General features: G+C 60.4%; 20 protein-coding genes. 11 read left to right on the plus strand and 9 right to left on the minus strand.

The window, feature by feature from the left end; genetic code table 11:
- Positions 1–107 precede the first annotated feature (107 nt).
- The 3 genes from DTW90_RS02255 to DTW90_RS02265 all read left to right on the plus strand — a co-directional run bounded on the left by DTW90_RS02255 (position 108) and on the right by DTW90_RS02265 (position 2,250).
- The gene (locus DTW90_RS02255; RefSeq protein ID WP_246664899.1) at positions 108–662 is read left to right on the plus strand and encodes a tetratricopeptide repeat protein; all 555 of its coding nucleotides are present in this window, start codon (positions 108–110) and stop codon (positions 660–662) included.
- 242 nt (positions 663–904) lie between these two features.
- Positions 905–1,414, plus strand: coding sequence for an RNA polymerase sigma factor (locus DTW90_RS02260; RefSeq protein WP_149336211.1), 510 nt, complete (start codon positions 905–907; stop codon positions 1,412–1,414).
- A gap of 20 nt (positions 1,415–1,434) precedes the next feature.
- The gene (locus DTW90_RS02265) at positions 1,435–2,250 is read left to right on the plus strand and encodes an anti-sigma factor (RefSeq protein WP_149336212.1); all 816 of its coding nucleotides are present in this window, start codon (positions 1,435–1,437) and stop codon (positions 2,248–2,250) included.
- A 128-nt stretch (positions 2,251–2,378) separates the two neighbouring features.
- Here DTW90_RS02265 and leuA read toward each other — a convergent pair whose 3' ends face one another.
- Both leuA and DTW90_RS02275 read right to left on the minus strand, forming a co-directional pair.
- On the minus strand, positions 2,379–4,106 hold the full coding sequence (gene leuA / locus DTW90_RS02270) for a 2-isopropylmalate synthase (protein ID WP_149336213.1): 1,728 nt from the start codon (positions 4,104–4,106) through the stop codon (positions 2,379–2,381).
- Between the two features lie 324 nt (positions 4,107–4,430).
- On the minus strand, positions 4,431–5,615 hold the full coding sequence (locus DTW90_RS02275; protein WP_149336214.1) for a benzoate/H(+) symporter BenE family transporter: 1,185 nt from the start codon (positions 5,613–5,615) through the stop codon (positions 4,431–4,433).
- Between the two features lie 241 nt (positions 5,616–5,856).
- On the opposite strand from DTW90_RS02275, the gene DTW90_RS02280 reads away from it, so the two are divergent.
- Both DTW90_RS02280 and DTW90_RS02285 read left to right on the plus strand, forming a co-directional pair.
- Positions 5,857–6,822: an acetylxylan esterase gene (locus DTW90_RS02280; protein WP_149336215.1), complete on the plus strand. Its 966-nt coding sequence runs from the start codon at positions 5,857–5,859 to the stop codon at positions 6,820–6,822.
- Positions 6,819–7,547, plus strand: a complete 729-nt coding sequence (locus DTW90_RS02285) for an alpha/beta hydrolase-fold protein (RefSeq protein ID WP_149336216.1) — start codon at positions 6,819–6,821, stop codon at positions 7,545–7,547. The genes DTW90_RS02280 and DTW90_RS02285 overlap by 4 nt, the downstream gene beginning before the upstream one ends.
- A gap of 55 nt (positions 7,548–7,602) precedes the next feature.
- On the opposite strand, the gene DTW90_RS02290 is transcribed toward DTW90_RS02285, so the two are convergent.
- Positions 7,603–8,574 carry an AraC family transcriptional regulator gene (locus DTW90_RS02290; RefSeq protein ID WP_149336217.1) on the minus strand — a complete coding sequence of 324 codons (972 nt, stop codon included), beginning with the start codon at positions 8,572–8,574 and terminating at the stop codon, positions 7,603–7,605.
- 130 nt (positions 8,575–8,704) lie between these two features.
- Between DTW90_RS02290 and DTW90_RS02295 the strand changes: the two genes are divergently transcribed.
- Complete coding sequence (locus DTW90_RS02295; RefSeq protein WP_149336218.1) at positions 8,705–9,736, plus strand: aldehyde reductase; 1,032 nt, start codon at positions 8,705–8,707, stop codon at positions 9,734–9,736.
- Between the two features lie 89 nt (positions 9,737–9,825).
- Here DTW90_RS02295 and DTW90_RS02300 read toward each other — a convergent pair whose 3' ends face one another.
- Complete coding sequence (locus tag DTW90_RS02300; RefSeq protein ID WP_132519912.1) at positions 9,826–10,428, minus strand: ATP-dependent Clp protease proteolytic subunit; 603 nt, start codon at positions 10,426–10,428, stop codon at positions 9,826–9,828.
- 142 nt (positions 10,429–10,570) lie between these two features.
- Between DTW90_RS02300 and DTW90_RS02305 the strand changes: the two genes are divergently transcribed.
- Positions 10,571–11,290: a hypothetical protein gene (locus DTW90_RS02305; RefSeq protein ID WP_149336219.1), complete on the plus strand. Its 720-nt coding sequence runs from the start codon at positions 10,571–10,573 to the stop codon at positions 11,288–11,290.
- 104 nt (positions 11,291–11,394) lie between these two features.
- Positions 11,395–12,198, plus strand: coding sequence for a DUF2076 domain-containing protein (locus DTW90_RS02310; RefSeq protein WP_149336220.1), 804 nt, complete (start codon positions 11,395–11,397; stop codon positions 12,196–12,198).
- Between the two features lie 211 nt (positions 12,199–12,409).
- Here the strand turns inward: DTW90_RS02310 and queF are convergent, their stop codons facing one another.
- Both queF and DTW90_RS02320 read right to left on the minus strand, forming a co-directional pair.
- Positions 12,410–12,874 (minus strand): preQ(1) synthase, encoded by a 465-nt coding sequence (gene queF / locus DTW90_RS02315; protein ID WP_132519216.1) that lies wholly within the window; start codon positions 12,872–12,874, stop codon positions 12,410–12,412.
- Positions 12,875–13,789 carry a cation diffusion facilitator family transporter gene (locus DTW90_RS02320; RefSeq protein ID WP_132519213.1) on the minus strand — a complete coding sequence of 305 codons (915 nt, stop codon included), beginning with the start codon at positions 13,787–13,789 and terminating at the stop codon, positions 12,875–12,877.
- Positions 13,790–14,042: 253 nt separating this feature from the next.
- Between DTW90_RS02320 and DTW90_RS02325 the strand changes: the two genes are divergently transcribed.
- Complete coding sequence (locus DTW90_RS02325) at positions 14,043–14,531, plus strand: MarR family transcriptional regulator (RefSeq protein WP_149336221.1); 489 nt, start codon at positions 14,043–14,045, stop codon at positions 14,529–14,531.
- Complete coding sequence (locus tag DTW90_RS02330) at positions 14,531–15,214, plus strand: GNAT family N-acetyltransferase (RefSeq protein ID WP_149336222.1); 684 nt, start codon at positions 14,531–14,533, stop codon at positions 15,212–15,214. The genes DTW90_RS02325 and DTW90_RS02330 overlap by 1 nt, the downstream gene beginning before the upstream one ends.
- 54 nt (positions 15,215–15,268) lie before the next feature.
- On the opposite strand, the gene DTW90_RS02335 is transcribed toward DTW90_RS02330, so the two are convergent.
- Entirely contained in the window at positions 15,269–15,490 is a 222-nt protein-coding gene (locus tag DTW90_RS02335) for a tautomerase family protein (RefSeq protein ID WP_149336223.1), read from the minus strand.
- Between the two features lie 105 nt (positions 15,491–15,595).
- Between DTW90_RS02335 and DTW90_RS02340 the strand changes: the two genes are divergently transcribed.
- On the plus strand, positions 15,596–16,486 hold the full coding sequence (locus tag DTW90_RS02340; RefSeq protein WP_246664873.1) for a LysR family transcriptional regulator: 891 nt from the start codon (positions 15,596–15,598) through the stop codon (positions 16,484–16,486).
- A 54-nt stretch (positions 16,487–16,540) separates the two neighbouring features.
- On the opposite strand, the gene DTW90_RS02345 is transcribed toward DTW90_RS02340, so the two are convergent.
- Positions 16,541–17,047 carry a GNAT family N-acetyltransferase gene (locus DTW90_RS02345; protein ID WP_149336224.1) on the minus strand — a complete coding sequence of 169 codons (507 nt, stop codon included), beginning with the start codon at positions 17,045–17,047 and terminating at the stop codon, positions 16,541–16,543.
- A 52-nt stretch (positions 17,048–17,099) separates the two neighbouring features.
- Positions 17,100–17,657: a DUF2199 domain-containing protein gene (locus DTW90_RS02350; RefSeq protein ID WP_149336225.1), complete on the minus strand. Its 558-nt coding sequence runs from the start codon at positions 17,655–17,657 to the stop codon at positions 17,100–17,102.
- Positions 17,658–17,704: the final 47 nt, after the last annotated feature.

The following is a 17,704-nucleotide window of genomic DNA, read 5'->3' on the forward strand; positions in this document are numbered from 1 at the left end:
AAAAGCAGGTGCTTTTTGCGAGCGTCGGCGCACGGTTTCCATGGTGTTTTCCATCGCCTGGGACTAGACTTTGGCATCTTGGCTTGGGAGGAAAAAAGCTCATGCGCATGTTCTCAAAAGGCTTTGCGATCACCGCAGTTACGGCAGGTCTGTTGCTCACATTTTCAACCGAAACATGGGCCGCCGGTACCGAGAACGATGACACAGCACCTCCGCCGAAAACCGAGACCACGACCAAATGCAAGAACGGCAAGGTCTGGGACAAGGACAAGAAGGAATGCGTCAACGCCAAGAAGAGCAGCCTGAACGACGATCAGCTTTTCCAGGCAGCGCGTGAGTTCGCCTATGCGGGGCAATATCAGAACGCGATCAATGTGCTGAAGCTCGCCAAGAATCAGGACGATCCGCGCATCCTCAACTATCTCGGCTATTCCAACCGCAAGGCCGGGCGAATGCAAGTCGGCATGAACTATTACCACAAGGCACTTCAGCAGGATGAAAACTACATCCTCGCGCGTTCCTATATGGGACAGGCGCTTCTGGAACAGGGTGACGTACAGGCAGCCCGCGTTCAGCTCGTCGAAATACGCGATCGCGGCGGGGAAAACACCTGGGCCTATCGCTCGCTTCTGCAATCCCTGAACGGCTACCGACAGTACTGAACGGATCAGCTGCGTTACCCATTATAAAGTTCGCGTGAGCAAACGAAACACAAAGACAACCACCCATTTTACGGACTTGCGAAGCATCACCGAAATGGTTCATATCAATATGAAACGATCTTCTGCTATTCGCTCGATCCTTTCCATGAGACCTGTTTTCCACTGGAAGGATCGACGCGAGGCGCGGAGATCCAATGCCGATCATACTGCAGAATGACCCCTAACGTTTCCCTGGAAAGACAATGCGTCCGTCGGTAGCAGCTATGGATATCAGGCGCGATCTGGTCGGCCTTCTGCCGAAGCTGCGCCGTTTTGCAGTGACCATGACCGGCGACACCGCTGACGCCGATGAGCTTGTCCAGAATGTCTGTCAGCGCGGCATCGCAAAGATCCACCAGTGGAGCAGCGATATCAGACTGGATAGCTGGCTCTACACGATTGCGCGCCATCAATGGATCGACGAATCCCGCCGTCATAAGATGCGCCGCGGCTCCGCCAAGGGTGGTGCGCTGGAGCATGGCGAACTCGCGGCGCAGATGAACCCGGTCGAAGCCAGCGAATCGCACCAGATCGTCATATCTTTGCCCGAAGGTCTTGCTAGTGTGTTTCTTCTGGTGGATGCGGAAGGACATACGTACAAGCAGGCGGCGGAAATCCTTGGCATACCCCAGTCGACGGTCGCAACGCGTCTTGCAAGTGCCCGCCTGAAACTCGCAACCATGGGCCGCAGCCGTTCTCCTCGAAAGTTCTAAGCGTGCAGGATAACAGGAAAATGCCGATCGAGGCACGTCTATCCGCCTATATGGACGGAGAGACTACCCGCGAGGAAAAAGAGGAACTCGAGCATCTCATCGCCTCGGATCCGGAAGCCCGCCAGATTTATGAGACGCTGCGGCATGGCTCGGATGTTGGACGCAAGGCCTTTGATGAAGTTCTGAAAGAGCCCGTTCCGCTCTCTCTCGTACGCGCGATCAAGAGCGTGCAGCCGCCGAAGATGCGGGAAACGCCGCGCCTGGCCAGGCCGCCACTGAAGCTCGCTCCGAATGGACGTCAGGCGCTTGCCGCCTCGCTTATCCTGTTCGTCATCGGTGGCGGGATCGGATACTTCGTTGGCTCTCAACCGGCAGCCCCTCCCGCGCCGACGCCGATCGCCCAGATTCCAAGCCATACGTGGCTGGACGAGATCGCCGCGTCGCACCGTATCTATTCCCACCAGCCGCAGCATATTTCCGAAGTGCCGGCGATACAGGCAGATGAGATCAACCGCTGGCTGACCCAAAGCGTCGGCGTGAAATTCGCCGTTCCCGACCTCGCCAGTGACGGGCTCACCTTCCAGGGAGCACGCCTGCTCGTCGCCGCCGGCAAACCCGTCGGTCAGCTGAGCTATACGAACGGGGATGGCGACATCATTGCGATTTATTTCCTCAAGGACAACGACACCACGGCCAGCGACGAATTCAACGAGGTCATCAAGGACGATGTCGGCGTTGTGTCCTGGCATCGCAGCGGCGTTGCCTATGCAGTCGCCGGCCCCTCCTCCGATCCGACGTTGGACGATATCGCCGACCGGGTTTCCAACCAGATCTGACGGGCCGCCGACGGCTCCGCCCATCCGAGGATGACCACAGCGATCAATCATGCAGATGCCTGATAAGCAAAAGGCAGCGGATTTGATCCCGCTGCCTTTCCATCGCTTCATTTCGTGCCGGCTGAATTTCAGCCCTTTGCCTTCGCTTCCATGACCCGGTTCGCGGCAGATACGATCGCCTCGAGCGAGGCGGCGACGATATTGGTGTTGATGCCGGCGCCGAAGAGCTTGCCGCCGGGATAGGACGTCTCGACGTAGGATATGGCCGCAGCGTTCGAGCCATGCTGGAGCGAGTGCTCCGAATAGTCCTCAACGCTCATCGGAATGCCGAGATAGATCGAGAGCGCATTGATGAAGCCGTCGATCGGGCCGTTGCCGCGACCTTCGATCCGCTTGAGCTCACCATTGTCGATAATCTCGGCAGCAACGATCCGCTGGCCCTTGCGCTCGGTATCGGGATAGGTGTGATGATCGACGAACTTGATCCGCCCACCCGGCTGCGTCACGTAGCGATCGATGAAATGCTCGTAGATGCGCTTCGATGGCAATTCCTTGCCCTCTTCGTCGGTGATGCGCTGGATCTCCTCGCGATACTCCACCTGCAGATTGCGCGGCAGGTTCAACCCGTAATCCTGCTGCAGGATATAGGCGATGCCGCCCTTGCCGGACTGCGAGTTGATGCGGATGATCGCCTCATAGGTGCGGCCGACATCCTGCGGATCGATCGGCAGGTATGGCACTTCCCAGACCGGATGGTTGGCGACCTTGGCCGCCTTCATGCCCTTGTTGATCGCGTCCTGATGCGAGCCCGAGAAAGCGGTGTAGACCAGTTCGCCGACATAGGGGTGGCGCTCGCCGATCGCCATCTGGTTCGAATATTCGAACACTTCCTTGATACGCTCGATATTGGAGCAATCGATCCCGGGATCGACGCCCTGCGTGAACATGTTCAGCGCCATCGTCACCACGTCGACATTGCCGGTGCGCTCGCCATTACCGAACAGCGTGCCTTCGACGCGATCGGCACCGGCGAGCAGCGCCAGTTCGGCCGCAGCGATACCCGTGCCGCGGTCATTGTGCGGATGCAGCGAGATGATCAGATTTTCGCGGTTGTCGAGGTTGCGGCACATCCATTCGATCTGGTCGGCATAGATGTTCGGGGTCGCCATTTCGACGGTCGAGGGCAGGTTGATGATCAGCTTGTTGTCTGGCGTCGGCTTCATCACCTCGATGACGGAATTGCAGATTTCCAGCGCCACTTCGAGTTCGGTGCCGGTGAAGCTCTCCGGGGAATATTCGAAACGGTAGCCGCCGCCTGCCTTTGCCGCCATGTCGCTGATCATCTTGGCCGCATCCACCGCGATCTGCTTGATACCCTGAACGTCCTTGGCGAAGACAACGCGGCGCTGCAACTCACTGGTGGAATTGTAGAAATGCACGATCGGCTGGTTGGCGCCTTCCAGAGCCTCGAAGGTGCGCGTGATCAGTTCCGGGCGGCACTGCACCAGGACCTGCAGCGAGACGTCATCAGGTACGTTGCCCTGCTCCACGCACCAGCGGGCGAAATCGAAGTCCGTCTGTGACGCCGAGGGAAAGCCGATCTCGATTTCCTTGAAGCCCATCTCGAGCAACAGATGGAACATGCGGGCCTTGCGGTCGTGGCCCATCGGGTCGACCAGCGCCTGGTTACCGTCGCGCAAGTCGACCGAGCACCAGATCGGCGCCTTGGTCAGCACCTTGGTCGGCCAGGTACGGTCCGGAATATTCACCTGCGGATAGGCCCGATATTTCTGCGCGGCGTCGGGCATGCCGCGCTTGGTCGAACCGTTCGTGTTGGAAGATGCCTTGGAGTCCATGATCGTCGTCTTTCCTCGATTCACGCATTGCTTGGCGTCCCCTAGGGGTAAAAGCCGTCGCTGATGCGGACCTTTATGGGTCTAGTATGCTCAGGTCTTGAATGTTTGTGCGAGGAGCGTTGGCCTGGCGGGCTTGTCGGCCGCCGGGCGCCCCTCAACGGACCCGGCAACCGCGCGTAAGGCCGAGGAGAAGAAGCGAGGTAAGGGCGCGCGTGTTGTCTCGCAGGGCGATACGCCCGCGTACAATCTGCTCGGAAATCTTTGCGCCAGTGGACTTCATGAGCCGAGCTATAGCCAAGGCATCAAAAACAAGCAAGCCCCGGTCTACCTTTTTGTCATCTGCACAAATTTCTGCAGCAGCATCATCAATCCGCCCGCCAGCAGGCCCCAGAAGGCACCGGAAATGCCGGCAAAGGAGACGCCAGAGGCGGTAACAAGGAAGGTGATGGCCGCCGCCTCCCGCGTTTCCGCATGCTGGAAGGCTGCCATCGCCGAACCTGAAAATGCAGCAACGAGCGCAAGACCGGCGACGGCCTCGATCAGGATCGGCGGCGCCAGCCCGACGAAGGCGGTAACCGCGCCGGCGAGCAGCCCGAGCACGATATAGGCGATACCGGCAACGACAGCGGCCCAATAGCGCCGCGACGGATCGGCATGCGCATCCTGCCCGGCGCACATGGCGGCCGTGATCGCCGCCAGATTGACGGCATGTCCGCCAAAGGGCGCGCTGAGGATGGAAAACAGGCCGGTGGCGGCAAAGAGCGGCCCAGGCTTCGGATTGTAGTGATTGACCTTCAGCACCGCGATACCAGGAATATTCTGCGAGGCCATGGTGACAATGAAGAGCGGCAGGGCGATCGAGACCAGGGCGGCAACGGTGAAGACCGGCATGACGAACTCGACACGCGGCAGCAGCGATCCTTCAAGCGATGCCAGCGCACCATCCGGAACATGGACGCCAAAGGCGAGCACCAGCGCGAAGGCAGCCAACGCGGCAGGCACTGCCCAGAGCCGCCTGAACGCACCGACGGCGATCCAGGCAAGGACGATCGGCAGGCCGAAGAGCGGGTTGAACGCGATCGCCTTGACCGGCGCAAAGCAGAGCCCGATCAGCACGCCGGCCAGCATGGCATTGGCAAGCGGCGCCGGAATGGAAGCCACCGCTCGCCCTAGCGGCCGGAACAGCCCGGCAATGACGATCAGCACGGCGCAGACGAGAAACGCGCCGACCGCAGTCGGAAACCCACCCTCGATCATACCGGCGCTGGCAAGCAGGGCTGCACCCGGGGTCGACCACGCAATGCTGATCGGCAACCGGGTGGTAAGGCTGAGCACGATGGCGCAGATGCCCATCGCTATCGAGAGCGCCGTCAGGCCGGACGCGGCCTGCGCATCCGTCGCACCCACCGCCTGCAGCCCGTGCAGCACAACGGCAAAGGAACTGGCGAAACCGACAAAGGCGGTGAGGCAGCCCATGAACAGGCTTTGCACGGAGAAATCTTTGAGCATGGCGGGCGAACGACTGGATGGGAAAAAAGGAAACGTCATGGAGCATGACGGAGACAGGCTGCGCAAGCTCTGATCCCGCCCGAATTGGCGTTATATCGGCCTTTATTGCCCTAGGCCCATTGCACTTTTCGCTCTTCTACCTGAAGCCGGAGAAAGATCCGGGGGCAGATGACGTAGTTTTGTCCGCTTGGACAGACATGACTGTCTTGCATTGCCGGTCCTTTCGCGGAAAAACGAACCTATGAGCGTTCCGACAACACACCCCTTCCCCTTCGACCCCACCTACGGCATGAAGCTCGAACAGCTTCTCGCGGTCGAGCCTCCAGAGGCGCCGCCTGGTTTCGACAATTTCTGGCAGAAACGATATAGCCGGGCTCTCGCAACCGACCCACAGCCGGTGCTTCGCAAAAGCAAGCTCGACCATCCAGAATGGCAGGTTCTCGACATTACCTACATGTCGACCGGCTCCTTCAAGATCGGCGGCTGGTTGCTTTTGCCACGCGACAAGCCGGTGCGTCGCGGGCTCGTCGTCGGACATGGCTATGGCGGGCGCGACCAGCCGGATTTCGATCTGCCGGTCGAGGAGACGGCAGTCCTTTTCCCCTGCGCTCGCGGCCTGTCACTCAGCGCCTGTCCACCGATCCCGGCGGACGCCAGCGGCCACGTCCTCTACGGCATCGACAAGCCGGACGATTACATTATCGGCGGCTGCGTCGACGACCTCTGGATCGCCGTCTCGACACTACTCGTGCTCTATCCCTGGCTGTCAGGCCATATCGGCTATAGCGGCATCAGCTTCGGCGGCGGCATCGGCGCGCTGGCCATCCCCTTCGACGACCGCATCACTCGCGGCCATCTCGTCGTGCCGACCTTTGGACAAAGGAAACTGTGGCTGAGCCTGCCGACGGTCGGCAGCGCCGATTCCGTCCAGACCTACCAGAAGACCCACGGCAGCGTGTTCGAAACCCTGCGCCTGTTCGATTCGGCGAGTGCTGCGGAAAGGATCAAGATACCGATGCTTGTCGCTGTCGCCCTCTTCGATCCGGCTGTTGCGCCGCCCTGCCAGTTCGCGGTCGCCGACGCAATTCCGCAATCAAACTTTAACGAAATCTTCATCCTGGACGCTGGCCACTTCGATTATCCTGGTAGCGGAGAACAGAACGCTGATCTCCGTCGGAAAGTGGGTCACTTCTTCCAGGTGTTATGAACCGCGAATATCTGCGTTGGTATAGCCATCGCCTGCAGCGGGACATGGAGCTTCTTGTTTTCGGCCATACCGGAGCCAAGGTGCTGATGTTTCCGACGCGCGACGGGCGCTTTTGGGAATATGAACAGCTCGGTATCGTCGCCAGTCTCGCAGACAAACTGCGGGCCGGTTACCTGCAGCTCTACTGCATCGAGGGCCTCGCGACCGAGACCTTCTACGGATCGCACCGCCACCCCGCCGAGCGCATCCGCCGCCACGAGGCCTTCGAAAACTATATCCTGAATGAAGTCCTGCCGCTGATGGCTGAGAAGAACCCTAACGATTGCACCATCGTGCAGGGCTGTAGCCTCGGCGCCTATCAAGCAGCCAGCCTCGTCTTCCGCCATCCGCATCTCTTCCGCAAGCTCGTCGCCTTTTCCGGTCGCTACGACCTGACATTGAAAGTCGAATCCTTCGGCGACCTCTTCGACGGCTATTACGACGATACCGTCTATTTCCACACGCCGACGCATTTCCTGCCCGGCCTGAATTGCGATTGGCGGCTTGAGAAACTCCGGCAGATCGACATCGTGCTGACCATCGGGGACGCCGATCCCTTCCTTGACAACAATCTCCATCTCAGCCGCTTGCTGGCAGAAAAGCAGGTCGGCCACCAGCTGCATCGCTGGGACGGCCGCGCGCACCGCGCCGGCGCCTGGCGGAAGATGGCGCCGCTTTATATTTGAGGGGATGCCCGGCCCGATAGACCGGCAAAATGGATGTTAAAGGCGGCTGGCTCGCCTAAGTGGCATCAGCGACATCGTCCGGGCGCGGCTCTCCCGGACTATTCAAATTCGAAGCAATCAGAGCCGCGCGATAGGCGGTCGGCGAGCTGCCCTTGATGCGTTTGAAGGCAGTGCTGAAGGCGCTTTCGGAGGCATAGCCAAGCGAGCGTGCGACTGTCGCGACAGTCGTCCTCTCCTCCCGCAAAGCACGTTCGGCAAGGTGCATCCGCCACTCGGTCAGATAGGTGAGCGGCGCAACGCCTGCGACCGTCCTGAAGTGGAAGGCAAAGGATGTTCGCGACATCGCGCAGGCGTTGGCGAGTTCCTCCAGATGCCATGACCGGGCCGGATCGCCATGCATCAGCCGGAGCGCGGGTGCGATCCGACGATCGGCGAGCGCGCGCAGCCAGCCGGCGGGCATGAGGCTTGCCGTCTCGAGATGGGAGCGCAGGATCTGGATGAAGAGCAGTTGCGTCAGCTGCGCGGAGGCGAGAAGCGCGCCCGGCTGGGCTGCATCCCTTTCCTCAATGAGCCGGTCAAGGAGCCAGCGGAAGACAGCGGCCTGCGGCGATGCCGCCCGCGTGTGAATCCACGGTGGCAGGATCTCCGCGAACAGCTTTCCGCGGATCGGATCGAGAAGGACGTGGCCGCCGATATAGGCGAAGTCGTTACCATCACCGATCGTCGCAAGGTTCCGTCCGGCTCCGGTGAACAGTTCCATCGCCCCGACAGGGCCGACGCCGGGATCACTGGCAAGAACCGAGCCTCGCGGAACCGATAGGAGACCGACATCGCCGGTTTCGAAGAGAACCGGATCGGGCTCTCCATCAAGCGTTACCCAGCAACTTCCCTTCACGACCGCGAAGAATTTGATCTTCTCGCGAGCCGGGAAACGGATCGCCCAGGGACCGCCGGCGGTGAACCCGCCCGTCACGACGGCCTCGGCATTGGTCAGTGTCAGAACTTCGGAGAATGGATCGATCAACATTCTCGTACTATCGCGAAAGCAACCCGTACTTTCAAGCATTCACAGTCCAGGCACCGCCACCTACTTTCGCCTCATCGACAAGCCGCAACGGAAATGCGGCACGAATTCAACACCATGAGGTATGACATCAATGACCGACAGGCTTGTACTCGTGACCGGTGGCACCGGCTTCATTGCGCAACATTGCATGCTGGTGCTGCTGAACGCCGGCTACCGAGTGCGCACGACCGTCCGCTCGCTTGAGCGGGAGGCGGAAGTGCGCCAGCATCTCAAGGTGGGGGGCGTGGATGCCGGCGATCGGCTTTCCTTCGTTGTCGCCAATCTCACCGAGGACCGCGGCTGGGCGGAGGCTGCTGCAGGATGCGACTATGTCATGCACGGCGCCTCCCCCACGCCGTCAGGTGACCAGATCCGCGAGGAGGATTGGATCGAGCCGGCCGTCAACGGCAATCTCCGGGTTCTCCGCGCGGCCCGTGACGCGGGTGTGAAGCGTGTCGTGCTGACCTCGGCCTTCGGCGCGATCGGCGTCGGCCACAGGCCCGATCACCGCAGACCATTCGACGAAACCGACTGGAGCGATCTGAGCGGCAACGTCGCGCCCTATCAGAAATCGAAAACCCTTTCGGAACGCGCCTCCTGGGACTTCATCGCGCGGGAAGGCAATGGACTGGAGCTTACATCAGTCAATCCGGTCACCGTCTACGGCCCGGCTCTGGGCGCAGACTACTCCCATTCGATCCGGTTGATCACCAACATGCTGAATGGCCAGCCGGGCTGCCTGAACGTCAATTCCTGCTGCGTGGACGTCCGCGATGTCGCCGATCTGCATCTTCGCGCCATGATCGACCCCGCCGCCAGGGGCGAGCGCTTCCTTGCCACGGTGGGCGAGAGCATGTGGATGATCGAAGTTGCCGAACTGCTGAAGCAGCGCTTGGGCAAGGCAGCCGAAAAAGTGTCGACGGAAGTATGGCCCGACGAGCAGGTGCGCATCGCCGGTGAAACGAACCCGCAGCTGAAGGCCGTCGTGCCGCTGCTCGACTATGACATGAACGCAACCGGCAAGAAGGCCGAACGCCTTCTCGGCTGGGCTCCACGATCGAGGGAAGAGGCGATCATATCCTGCGCCGAAAGCTTGATCCAGCTTGGCTTGCTCAACGGCTAAGCAGGCGGGATCTCCCTAAGCCTTGCCGCTTAACAAAACGCCCCGCCTGCAAATCGCAAGCGGGGCGTTGGAATTCAGCTTAGTTCAGATCAGATGTCGGACTGCGACGTGATGATCCGCGAGACGAGGCCGTAGGCCTTGGCGTCTTCGGCGGAGAGCCAGTAGTCGCGGTCGGTATCCTTGGCGATCTTTTCGACCGGCTGGCCGGTCGCCACGGAGAAGATCTTGTTCAGGCGCTCGTTCATCTTGATGATTTCGCGTGCCTGGATCTCGATATCGGACGCCATGCCGCGCGTGCCGCCGGACGGTTGGTGCAGCAGGAAGCGCGTGTTCGGCAGGCAAAGGCGCTGCTCCTTCGGAGCGGCGACATAGATCAACGCGCCAGCGGACGCGACCCAGCCCGTGCCGATCATCCAGACCTTCGGTTTGATGAACTTGATCATGTCGTGGATCGAATCGCCGGATTCGACGTGGCCGCCAGGCGAGCTCACATAGATGCGGATGTCTTCGTCGCTGGCGGCGGCGAGCGCCACGAGCTGCGAGCATACCTTCTGGGCGAGCTCCATGGTGATGGTGCCGTAGATGAAGATCGAACGCGATTTGAAGAGATTTGCCTCCGCGTCTTTCCCCAAAGGCAGTTCCTTGGTCTTGTCTTCTTGTTCTTCGTCGTTCATTCGAACCTCTCTCGCCATCATTCGGGTTTCCCGGACATAGTGTGACTCAATGCGTAAAACAATGCGGGAAAAAGACAAGCCACGGAACGGGTGAAGATATTCTTATGGCAAACCCGAGAACTGGCCGTATTATGCCGCTGTCTCGAGCGGAGTGGAGAAAATGACATCGCCATTGCTGCACCGGGCAGTTCTCAATAACGCACTCTGGTGCGACGCCGTCTGCGCCGCGCAGGGCAGCGCCGGCGAATTTTCCCCTACACTCTGGCAAATTTCAGAGGGCACGCCCCCCTTCTATCCCAACGCCATTACGCTCACCGGAGAGGCAACCGCCAGCGAACAGGAAACAGCGATCGCCGGCCTGACCCGTCTGCGTCCAGGCGGCTGGGGCGTAAAAGACAGCTATTGCGCCATCGACCTCTCCCCGCAGGAATTCGAAATTCTCTTCGAGGCCGAATGGATCGGCCTCGAAGCCAACACCCCTTTCAAGAGCAGCCATGACGATCTCACGTGGAGACGCATCACGACGACGACCGAACTCGACGCTTGGGAAACGGCTTGGGCCGGCGGCGAACGGCACGAGAGGACGATCTTTGCCGAGCGGTTGCTGCGTGATCCCGCCATCGTCATTCTTGCAGCCTACGCTAACGGCGATTTGTCGGGCGGCGGCATTCTGAACCATCAGGGCGGTGTAGTCGGCCATTCGAACCTCTTTGCCATCGGAAACAAGGAGGACCTTGTCCGCGGCGGGCTCATCCGCGAGGCACGCAGGCTCTTTCCGGGCCAACCGGTCGTCGGTTACGAACGCAGCAATGATCTCGCCAGCGCACTGGCGCTTGGCTTCACCGCCCTCGGACCTCTGCGGGTGTGGGTTCGTGGCTGAACTTACAGAAATGTAAGTTGCCAAGGCTTTGAAAAACCGAAATTTGATCCTACGTCAGCTCAGCGCGGCAGAAATCCGCGTCCCAGATAGCCAAGGAGGCCATCATGTCGCCCGAAGAACGTCAATTGCTCAGCTCTCTCTTCGATCGCGTCCGTACATCCGCGGCAGCGCCGCGCGATGCAGACGCCGAGGCGCTCATCAATCAATCCGTCCGGGAGCAGCCCTACGCTCCTTATCTTCTCGCCCAGGCCGTCATCGTGCAGGAACAGGGCATGAAGGCAGCCGCCGACCGCATCCAGCAGCTCGAGGCTCGTGTGCACGAGCTGGAACAGCAGGGTGCTGCCCATCCGCAGGCCCAGCAGTCCGGCGGTTTCCTCGGCGGCATCGGCTCGCTCTTCGGCGGCGGTCAACCACAGCCCCAGCGCAGCGCAGCGCCTGATTACGGTCCGCAGGGCGGCAACACTCAGCAGCAAGGCCGCGGCTATGACGATTACGGTCGTGGCGCCCCGCCGCAGCAGTCCGCCGGCCCATGGGGACAGCAACAGCCTTCCGGCCCGTGGAACGCGCAGCCATCGGCTCCATCAGCTGGCGGCAGCTTCCTGCGCGGCGCGCTCGGCACGGCAGCCGGCGTTGCCGGCGGCGTCATGCTGGCGGAAGGAATAAGCAGCCTGTTCAGCCCGCATCTTGGCGGCACCGGCCTCGGCGGGCTTGGCTCAGGCCTTGCAGGTCTCGGTGGCAACGAGCGCCCGGTCGAGGAAACCGTCATCAACAACAACTACTTCGGCAATGACGGCAACAACCAGAACGACGACAACAACGACAACGTCATTAACGCTTCGGACGACCAGGACGATTCGGACAACGACGACGATTTCGACAACAGCGGTGACGACAGCTACAACGTCTGAGATTGTTTTTTGGGAATGACGGAGGCCGGCGCAGCGCCGGCCTTTTTGTTTCCGGCTGTCAGATGTTTACAGGACGTAGTCCCGTTAGCGTCTCTTTGTGAGAACCCCTCATCCCCCTGCCGGGACCTTCTCCCCTTGGGGAGAAGGTGCCCGAAGGGCGGATGAGGGGTTCCAGCCGTTTAAGGCCAACACCTCGACCGCAAGAACTCTCTCACCCACGCCCACGATAAGTCGCGACACCCTGGTCCGGCAGCCAGACACCCTCCGGCGCCTTGCCGGTCTGCCAGAACACGTCGATCGGAATGCCGCCGCGCGGATACCAGTAGGCGCCGATCCTCAACCACTTCGGGTCGAGGAGATCGACGATGCGCTTGGCGATATAGATCGAGCAATCCTCGTGGAAAGCGCCATGATTGCGGAAGGAATGCAGGAAGAGCTTCAGCGACTTCGATTCCACCAGCCATTCGTTCGGAATGTAGTCGATGACGATATGCGCGAAATCCGGCTGCCCGGTCATGGGGCAAAGCGAGGTGAATTCAGGCGCGGTGAAGCGCACGACATAATCCGTTCCCTGATGCCCGGCAGGCACCTTTTCGAGGACGGCGTCCTCCGGGTTGGAAGCGGTTTCGGTATGGCTGCCGAGCATCGACAGGCCGGAGACATCTGTCTTGGGCATTCAAGCCTCCTTGATCACTTTGACGCGGATGCCATGGGCCTTTTCGCCCTCGGGCTCCACGTGAATGGTTATTTCGGCGCCCGCATGTATGGCGCGTATGGCATCTTCAAGGCGGTCGCAGATATTGTGAGCCTCGCCGACCGCCATGCTTGCCGGCACGACGAGGTGGAAGTCGACGAAGGTTACCGCTCCGGCCCTGCGGGTCTTCAGGTCATGCACACCGAGCGAGCCGGCAGCATGCGTCCCGATAACCTCCTTAAGGGCAGCCTCTTCTTCCGGCAGCACGGCCTTGTCCATCAAGCCGTCGATCGAGGCCGAAATGACCGTATAGCCCTGATAAAGGATGTTGATCGCGACGAGGATGGCAAGCACAGGGTCGAAGATCGGATAGCCGGTCACGACCGCCAGCACAAGACCGACGAGCACGCCCGCCGAGGTGTAGACATCGGAGAGAATATGCTGCCCGTCGGCAGTCAGCGCCGGGGAACGGTGCACGCGCCCTTCCCTGACGAGGGTATAGCCCCAGACGGCGTTGATGATACCGGCGACGAAGTTGATCGCAAGGCCGAGTGCAGGCGCGTCCATTGGCAAGGGATGCGCCAGGTGCCCCACCGCCTCCTGCACGATCATCAGAGCCGCAACCACGATGAGCACACCCTCGGTAACGGCGGAAAGATATTCCGCCTTGTGATGTCCAAAGGGATGGTCGTGATCGGCCGGTTTCTGCGCATAACGGATGACGAAGAAGGCGATGAAGGCGGCGACCACATTGACCAGTGATTCCAGCCCATCCGACAAAAGCGCCACCGAGCCGGTCACCCGCCATGCGGCCAGCTTCAACGCCAATACGACGAGCGAGATCGGCATGCCCCAGAAGGCGAGTTTTCGTATCGTCTTGTTGCCCTGTCCGCTCACGACCGTCTCCATTGCAGATGCGAATGAATTGCAGAATTTGCGCCCTAGAACGCAAAACCGCCCGCGCGAGATTCGCGCAGGCGGCTTGTTGCGCGTGATATGGTCGATTGGCGAAGCTTTGTCAAACCTCGAAATAGCGCCGCTCACAAAGGCTATCTGTCATTCTGGACAATTTGATAGACAGAGCGGGACATACTTGCCGTAAATTACATTACACGTTATATAACTCGTGATATTTACACAGGAGAAAGCTGTGGCTGAAGATGTCGTCCGCAATTTCGGTTTCCTATGCCTCGGCAGCCGTTTTCGCCGCATCGGCGAGCGGCTGCAGGCGGATACGCAAGCGATCATCGAGGAATTCGGCGTCACCATCCAGGCCGGCCAGTATCCCTTTCTGGGGGCGATCGATCGCGCCGGGCCTCTGACCATCGGCGAGCTGGCGGAATCCGTCGGCATCACGCAGCCGGGGGCGACGCGCACCCTCGGCCAACTCACCGATGCCGGTCTCGTTGAAGTCCGCGCCTCCGAGGAAGACCAGCGACGCAAGCTGGTTTCGCTGACCGACAAAGGCCGCGCGCTGGTGGAGCGCTCGCGGCGTGACATCTGGCCGGTGATCGAAGCTGCCGTGCGCGACCTCTGCGGCGAGCTTTCCGGCCCTCTTCTCGAACAATTGGCGACGATCGAGGACGGGCTTGCAGAAGCACCCCTCGCCCGTCGGATAAAGCATCAGGAGAAAATATAGTGAGCCACATACTCGATCGCGCCGCCTGGAACGCGCTTCAGACCTCCCATGCGGATATCGCCGAAGGCGGCGATCTCGCCCGGCGCTATCCGCCGTCCATCGTGCCTTTCGCCGCCATGCGCGACCAGTCGCCCGAGAGCTGGGATGCGCTGGCAAACCTGCTTTCCGGCGAAGAGGTCGCGGCAATCGTCGAGCTTGGCCCGTTGGAAATTCCGCCGACGCTGGAAGTCGTTCGAGAAATGCAGCTCGTCCAGATGATCGCGCAAGGGCCTTACGAGCGCATCTCCGATCCGCGCATCGAGCCGCTGACATCAGCCGACGCCGAGGAAATGCTGGACCTCGCAAACCTCACCAAGCCTGGCCCCTTCACGCTCGGCGCGCAGAAGCTTGGCACCTTCTGGGGCATCAAGGTCGACGGCAAGCTGGTGGCGATGGGCGGCCAGCGCCTGCGCCAGCCGGGTTTTGCCGAACTCAGCGGCCTCTGCACCCATCCCGATTTCCAGGGTCGCGGCTTCGGCAAGCTGCTCTTCCGCTTCGTCGCCGGCGAGATTTCGGCGCGCGGCGATACGGTCTATCTGCACGCCTTCTCCGGCAACACGACGGCAATCTCGCTCTACGAGGCATTGGGTTTCAAGCTGCGCGCGACATTCAATCTTCGTGCAGTGAAGCGACGGGCCGCTTGACCGTCGACAGGAACGGCGTGCAGAGCCTCCAAGGCATCTGCACGGCCGGTAGAATTATCCTTTCGGCTGTGACCACTCCCTCATTCTTGCCATGGTGAGCACCTCGTCGGCTCGCCCCCAGCCGCCATCGACGACCTCATCGACCAGCACCATGGTATAGGGCCTGACACCCTCGCCGAAGTAGCCCACGAACATATCCGTGGTCTTGTGGATGATCTCTTCCTTCTGTTCTGAAGTCAGCGTTCCCTGCGGGAATTTGTAGTTTGCAAATGGCATGACTGCCTCCTTGTTCGAGCAACGGAGCAAACCTAGCGCTTGCACGAACATGCTTGAAATCGATTGATGATATATGCATTCATCCATGCCATGGATTTGCATGGCATGGATCTCAACCTCCTCGTCGCCTTCGACGCCCTGATGGCGGAGCGAAGCGTCACCAAGGCAGGCATCCGCATCGGCCGCACTCAGCCCGCGATGAGCGCGGCATTGACGAGGCTGAGAACGCTTCTAAAAGACGAACTCTTCATTCGCGGTCCCGCCGGGCTGCAGCCGACCGCTCGCGCCCTCGATTTGGCGGAACCGCTTGGCCGGGCGCTCGCCGAGATCCAGCGCACGCTCGAGTTCACGCAGGGCTTCGATCCCATGACATCGCAGGCGAGTTTCACACTCGGCCTCTCCGATCACCCGACCTTCGTCGTTCTGCCGCGCCTCTTGGAATTCCTGCGGGACAGTGCGCTCGGCGTCAGCCTGCAGGTCAAGCATTTCAATGCCCGAGACGATGCGACCACCCTGCTCGACGCCGGCGAAGTGGATGTCGCAATCGGCGTCCCGCCATCGTCGACCGGCCGTATCCTGACGAAACCGCTGTTCGAGGAACGCTTCGTCTGCGTTATGAGCAAGGATCATCCGTCGGCGGTGACGCCGTTGACGATAGAGCGGTTCCTGGCACTGGATCACTTGCTGGTCTCGCCGGAAAACGAACGCTTCGGCCATGTCGATGCGGCACTTGCTCGGCAAGGGTTGAAGCGAAGGCTTGCTCTGACCCTGCCGAATATGTACGCCGCACCGCTCCTTGTCGCGCGATCGGACATGATAGCGACGCTGATGTCTGGGGTGGTGGAGGCGTCGGGCCACGGCGGAGATCTCGTCCGTCACGATCCGCCGCTCGATCTAGACCCCATAACCTTCGTGATGTCATGGCATCGGCGCAACGATACCCATCCCGCCCAACGCTGGTTCAGGGATAGCATTGCTTCGCAGTGGGGAGCTTAGCTGCAAGTTGGACCGGGCGTTTCCGGCCAGCCCAGGCATCGAAGGACGCTAGTCTCAGCGATAGATGATCGCCATGCCGATCGTGTCGATGTAGTTCCCGTCAATGCAGGCTGCGTACTTGGCAACGCCCTCCCTGGCAAAGCCGAAGCGCTCGTAAAGCGCGATCGCACGCGCATTATCGGCATGGACATCAAGCTCGACGCGCACGAAGCCCGCCTTGCGCGCTTCCGTAAGCGTCCTTTCGAGCAGGCGGGAACCGAGACCACGCCCACGGTAGGCAGGGATGACCCCCATCCCGAGGCTTCCCCGATGCGCATGCGAAGGGAAAAAGTGCCGGCTGATATCGCACCAGCCGACCACCTCGTCTCCCACCAGCGCTACAATCTGGGGATTTTTCTTCTCGATCATGCCGAGCACGAAACCGCGCGTCTCTTCCAGCGGTGGCGCTTCCAGAAGCGTCAGATATTTCTTTTCCCGCGCGACCATATCGAGCGCCCGGTGAAAGCTGTCGACATGGCTGGCGTTGATGGGAAACAGCGTTAATTCGTCATCTGATGTCATGGCCTCATGACTTTCGAACCGGGTGGAGCGGCTCCCGAAAGAGCCACCTCAATTACTTGCCGTGAAGCCCTTGCCACTGCAACTGAGCGATCTCGACTGCTCTTTGCCAACTTATGCCGTCTCGCTGGTCAAGATACAAAGGGTGGTCACACTCATGCAGCGTGATCGTCGGCCTTTGACCGCTTTTGCCCCAATAAACATCGCAGGCGAGGTATCCACTGTTCTGTTCCGTTGCGTGGTCACGATAGGGGGACATAACGACTGGAAGCCAGCCGAACGAACCTTCGCTGGACTGATCCTCCTTATAGGTCTCGATATATCGCAAGAAGCTCTCCTCCGATTGAGTGACCCAGACACCCCAGAGGAAGGTCTCGGGTGAGTCCCAAATCGGTATCTCCAGGTTGACGCGGATGGAGAAGATATCATCGGGAGAATTTTCGTTCGGCCGAAGCCGCACGTGACAAAGATCACTGTCGAACACGACGCGAGACTGGCGCTCCTCCTCCGGCACCTCGCGGATAAAGGGCGGCGTCTCATAGCCGAAGGAAGGCGCACCGGAATATTCCTTGCCGCAACACGCACAGCGGTAAGACAGAGTTCCCACTTCCATTTACTGTGATACCCCGTCTTTAACAGTCATCTGACCATCTGCACCCG

Source organism: Neorhizobium sp. P12A, from assembly GCF_008365395.1.
GTDB lineage: Bacteria > Pseudomonadota > Alphaproteobacteria > Rhizobiales > Rhizobiaceae > Rhizobium.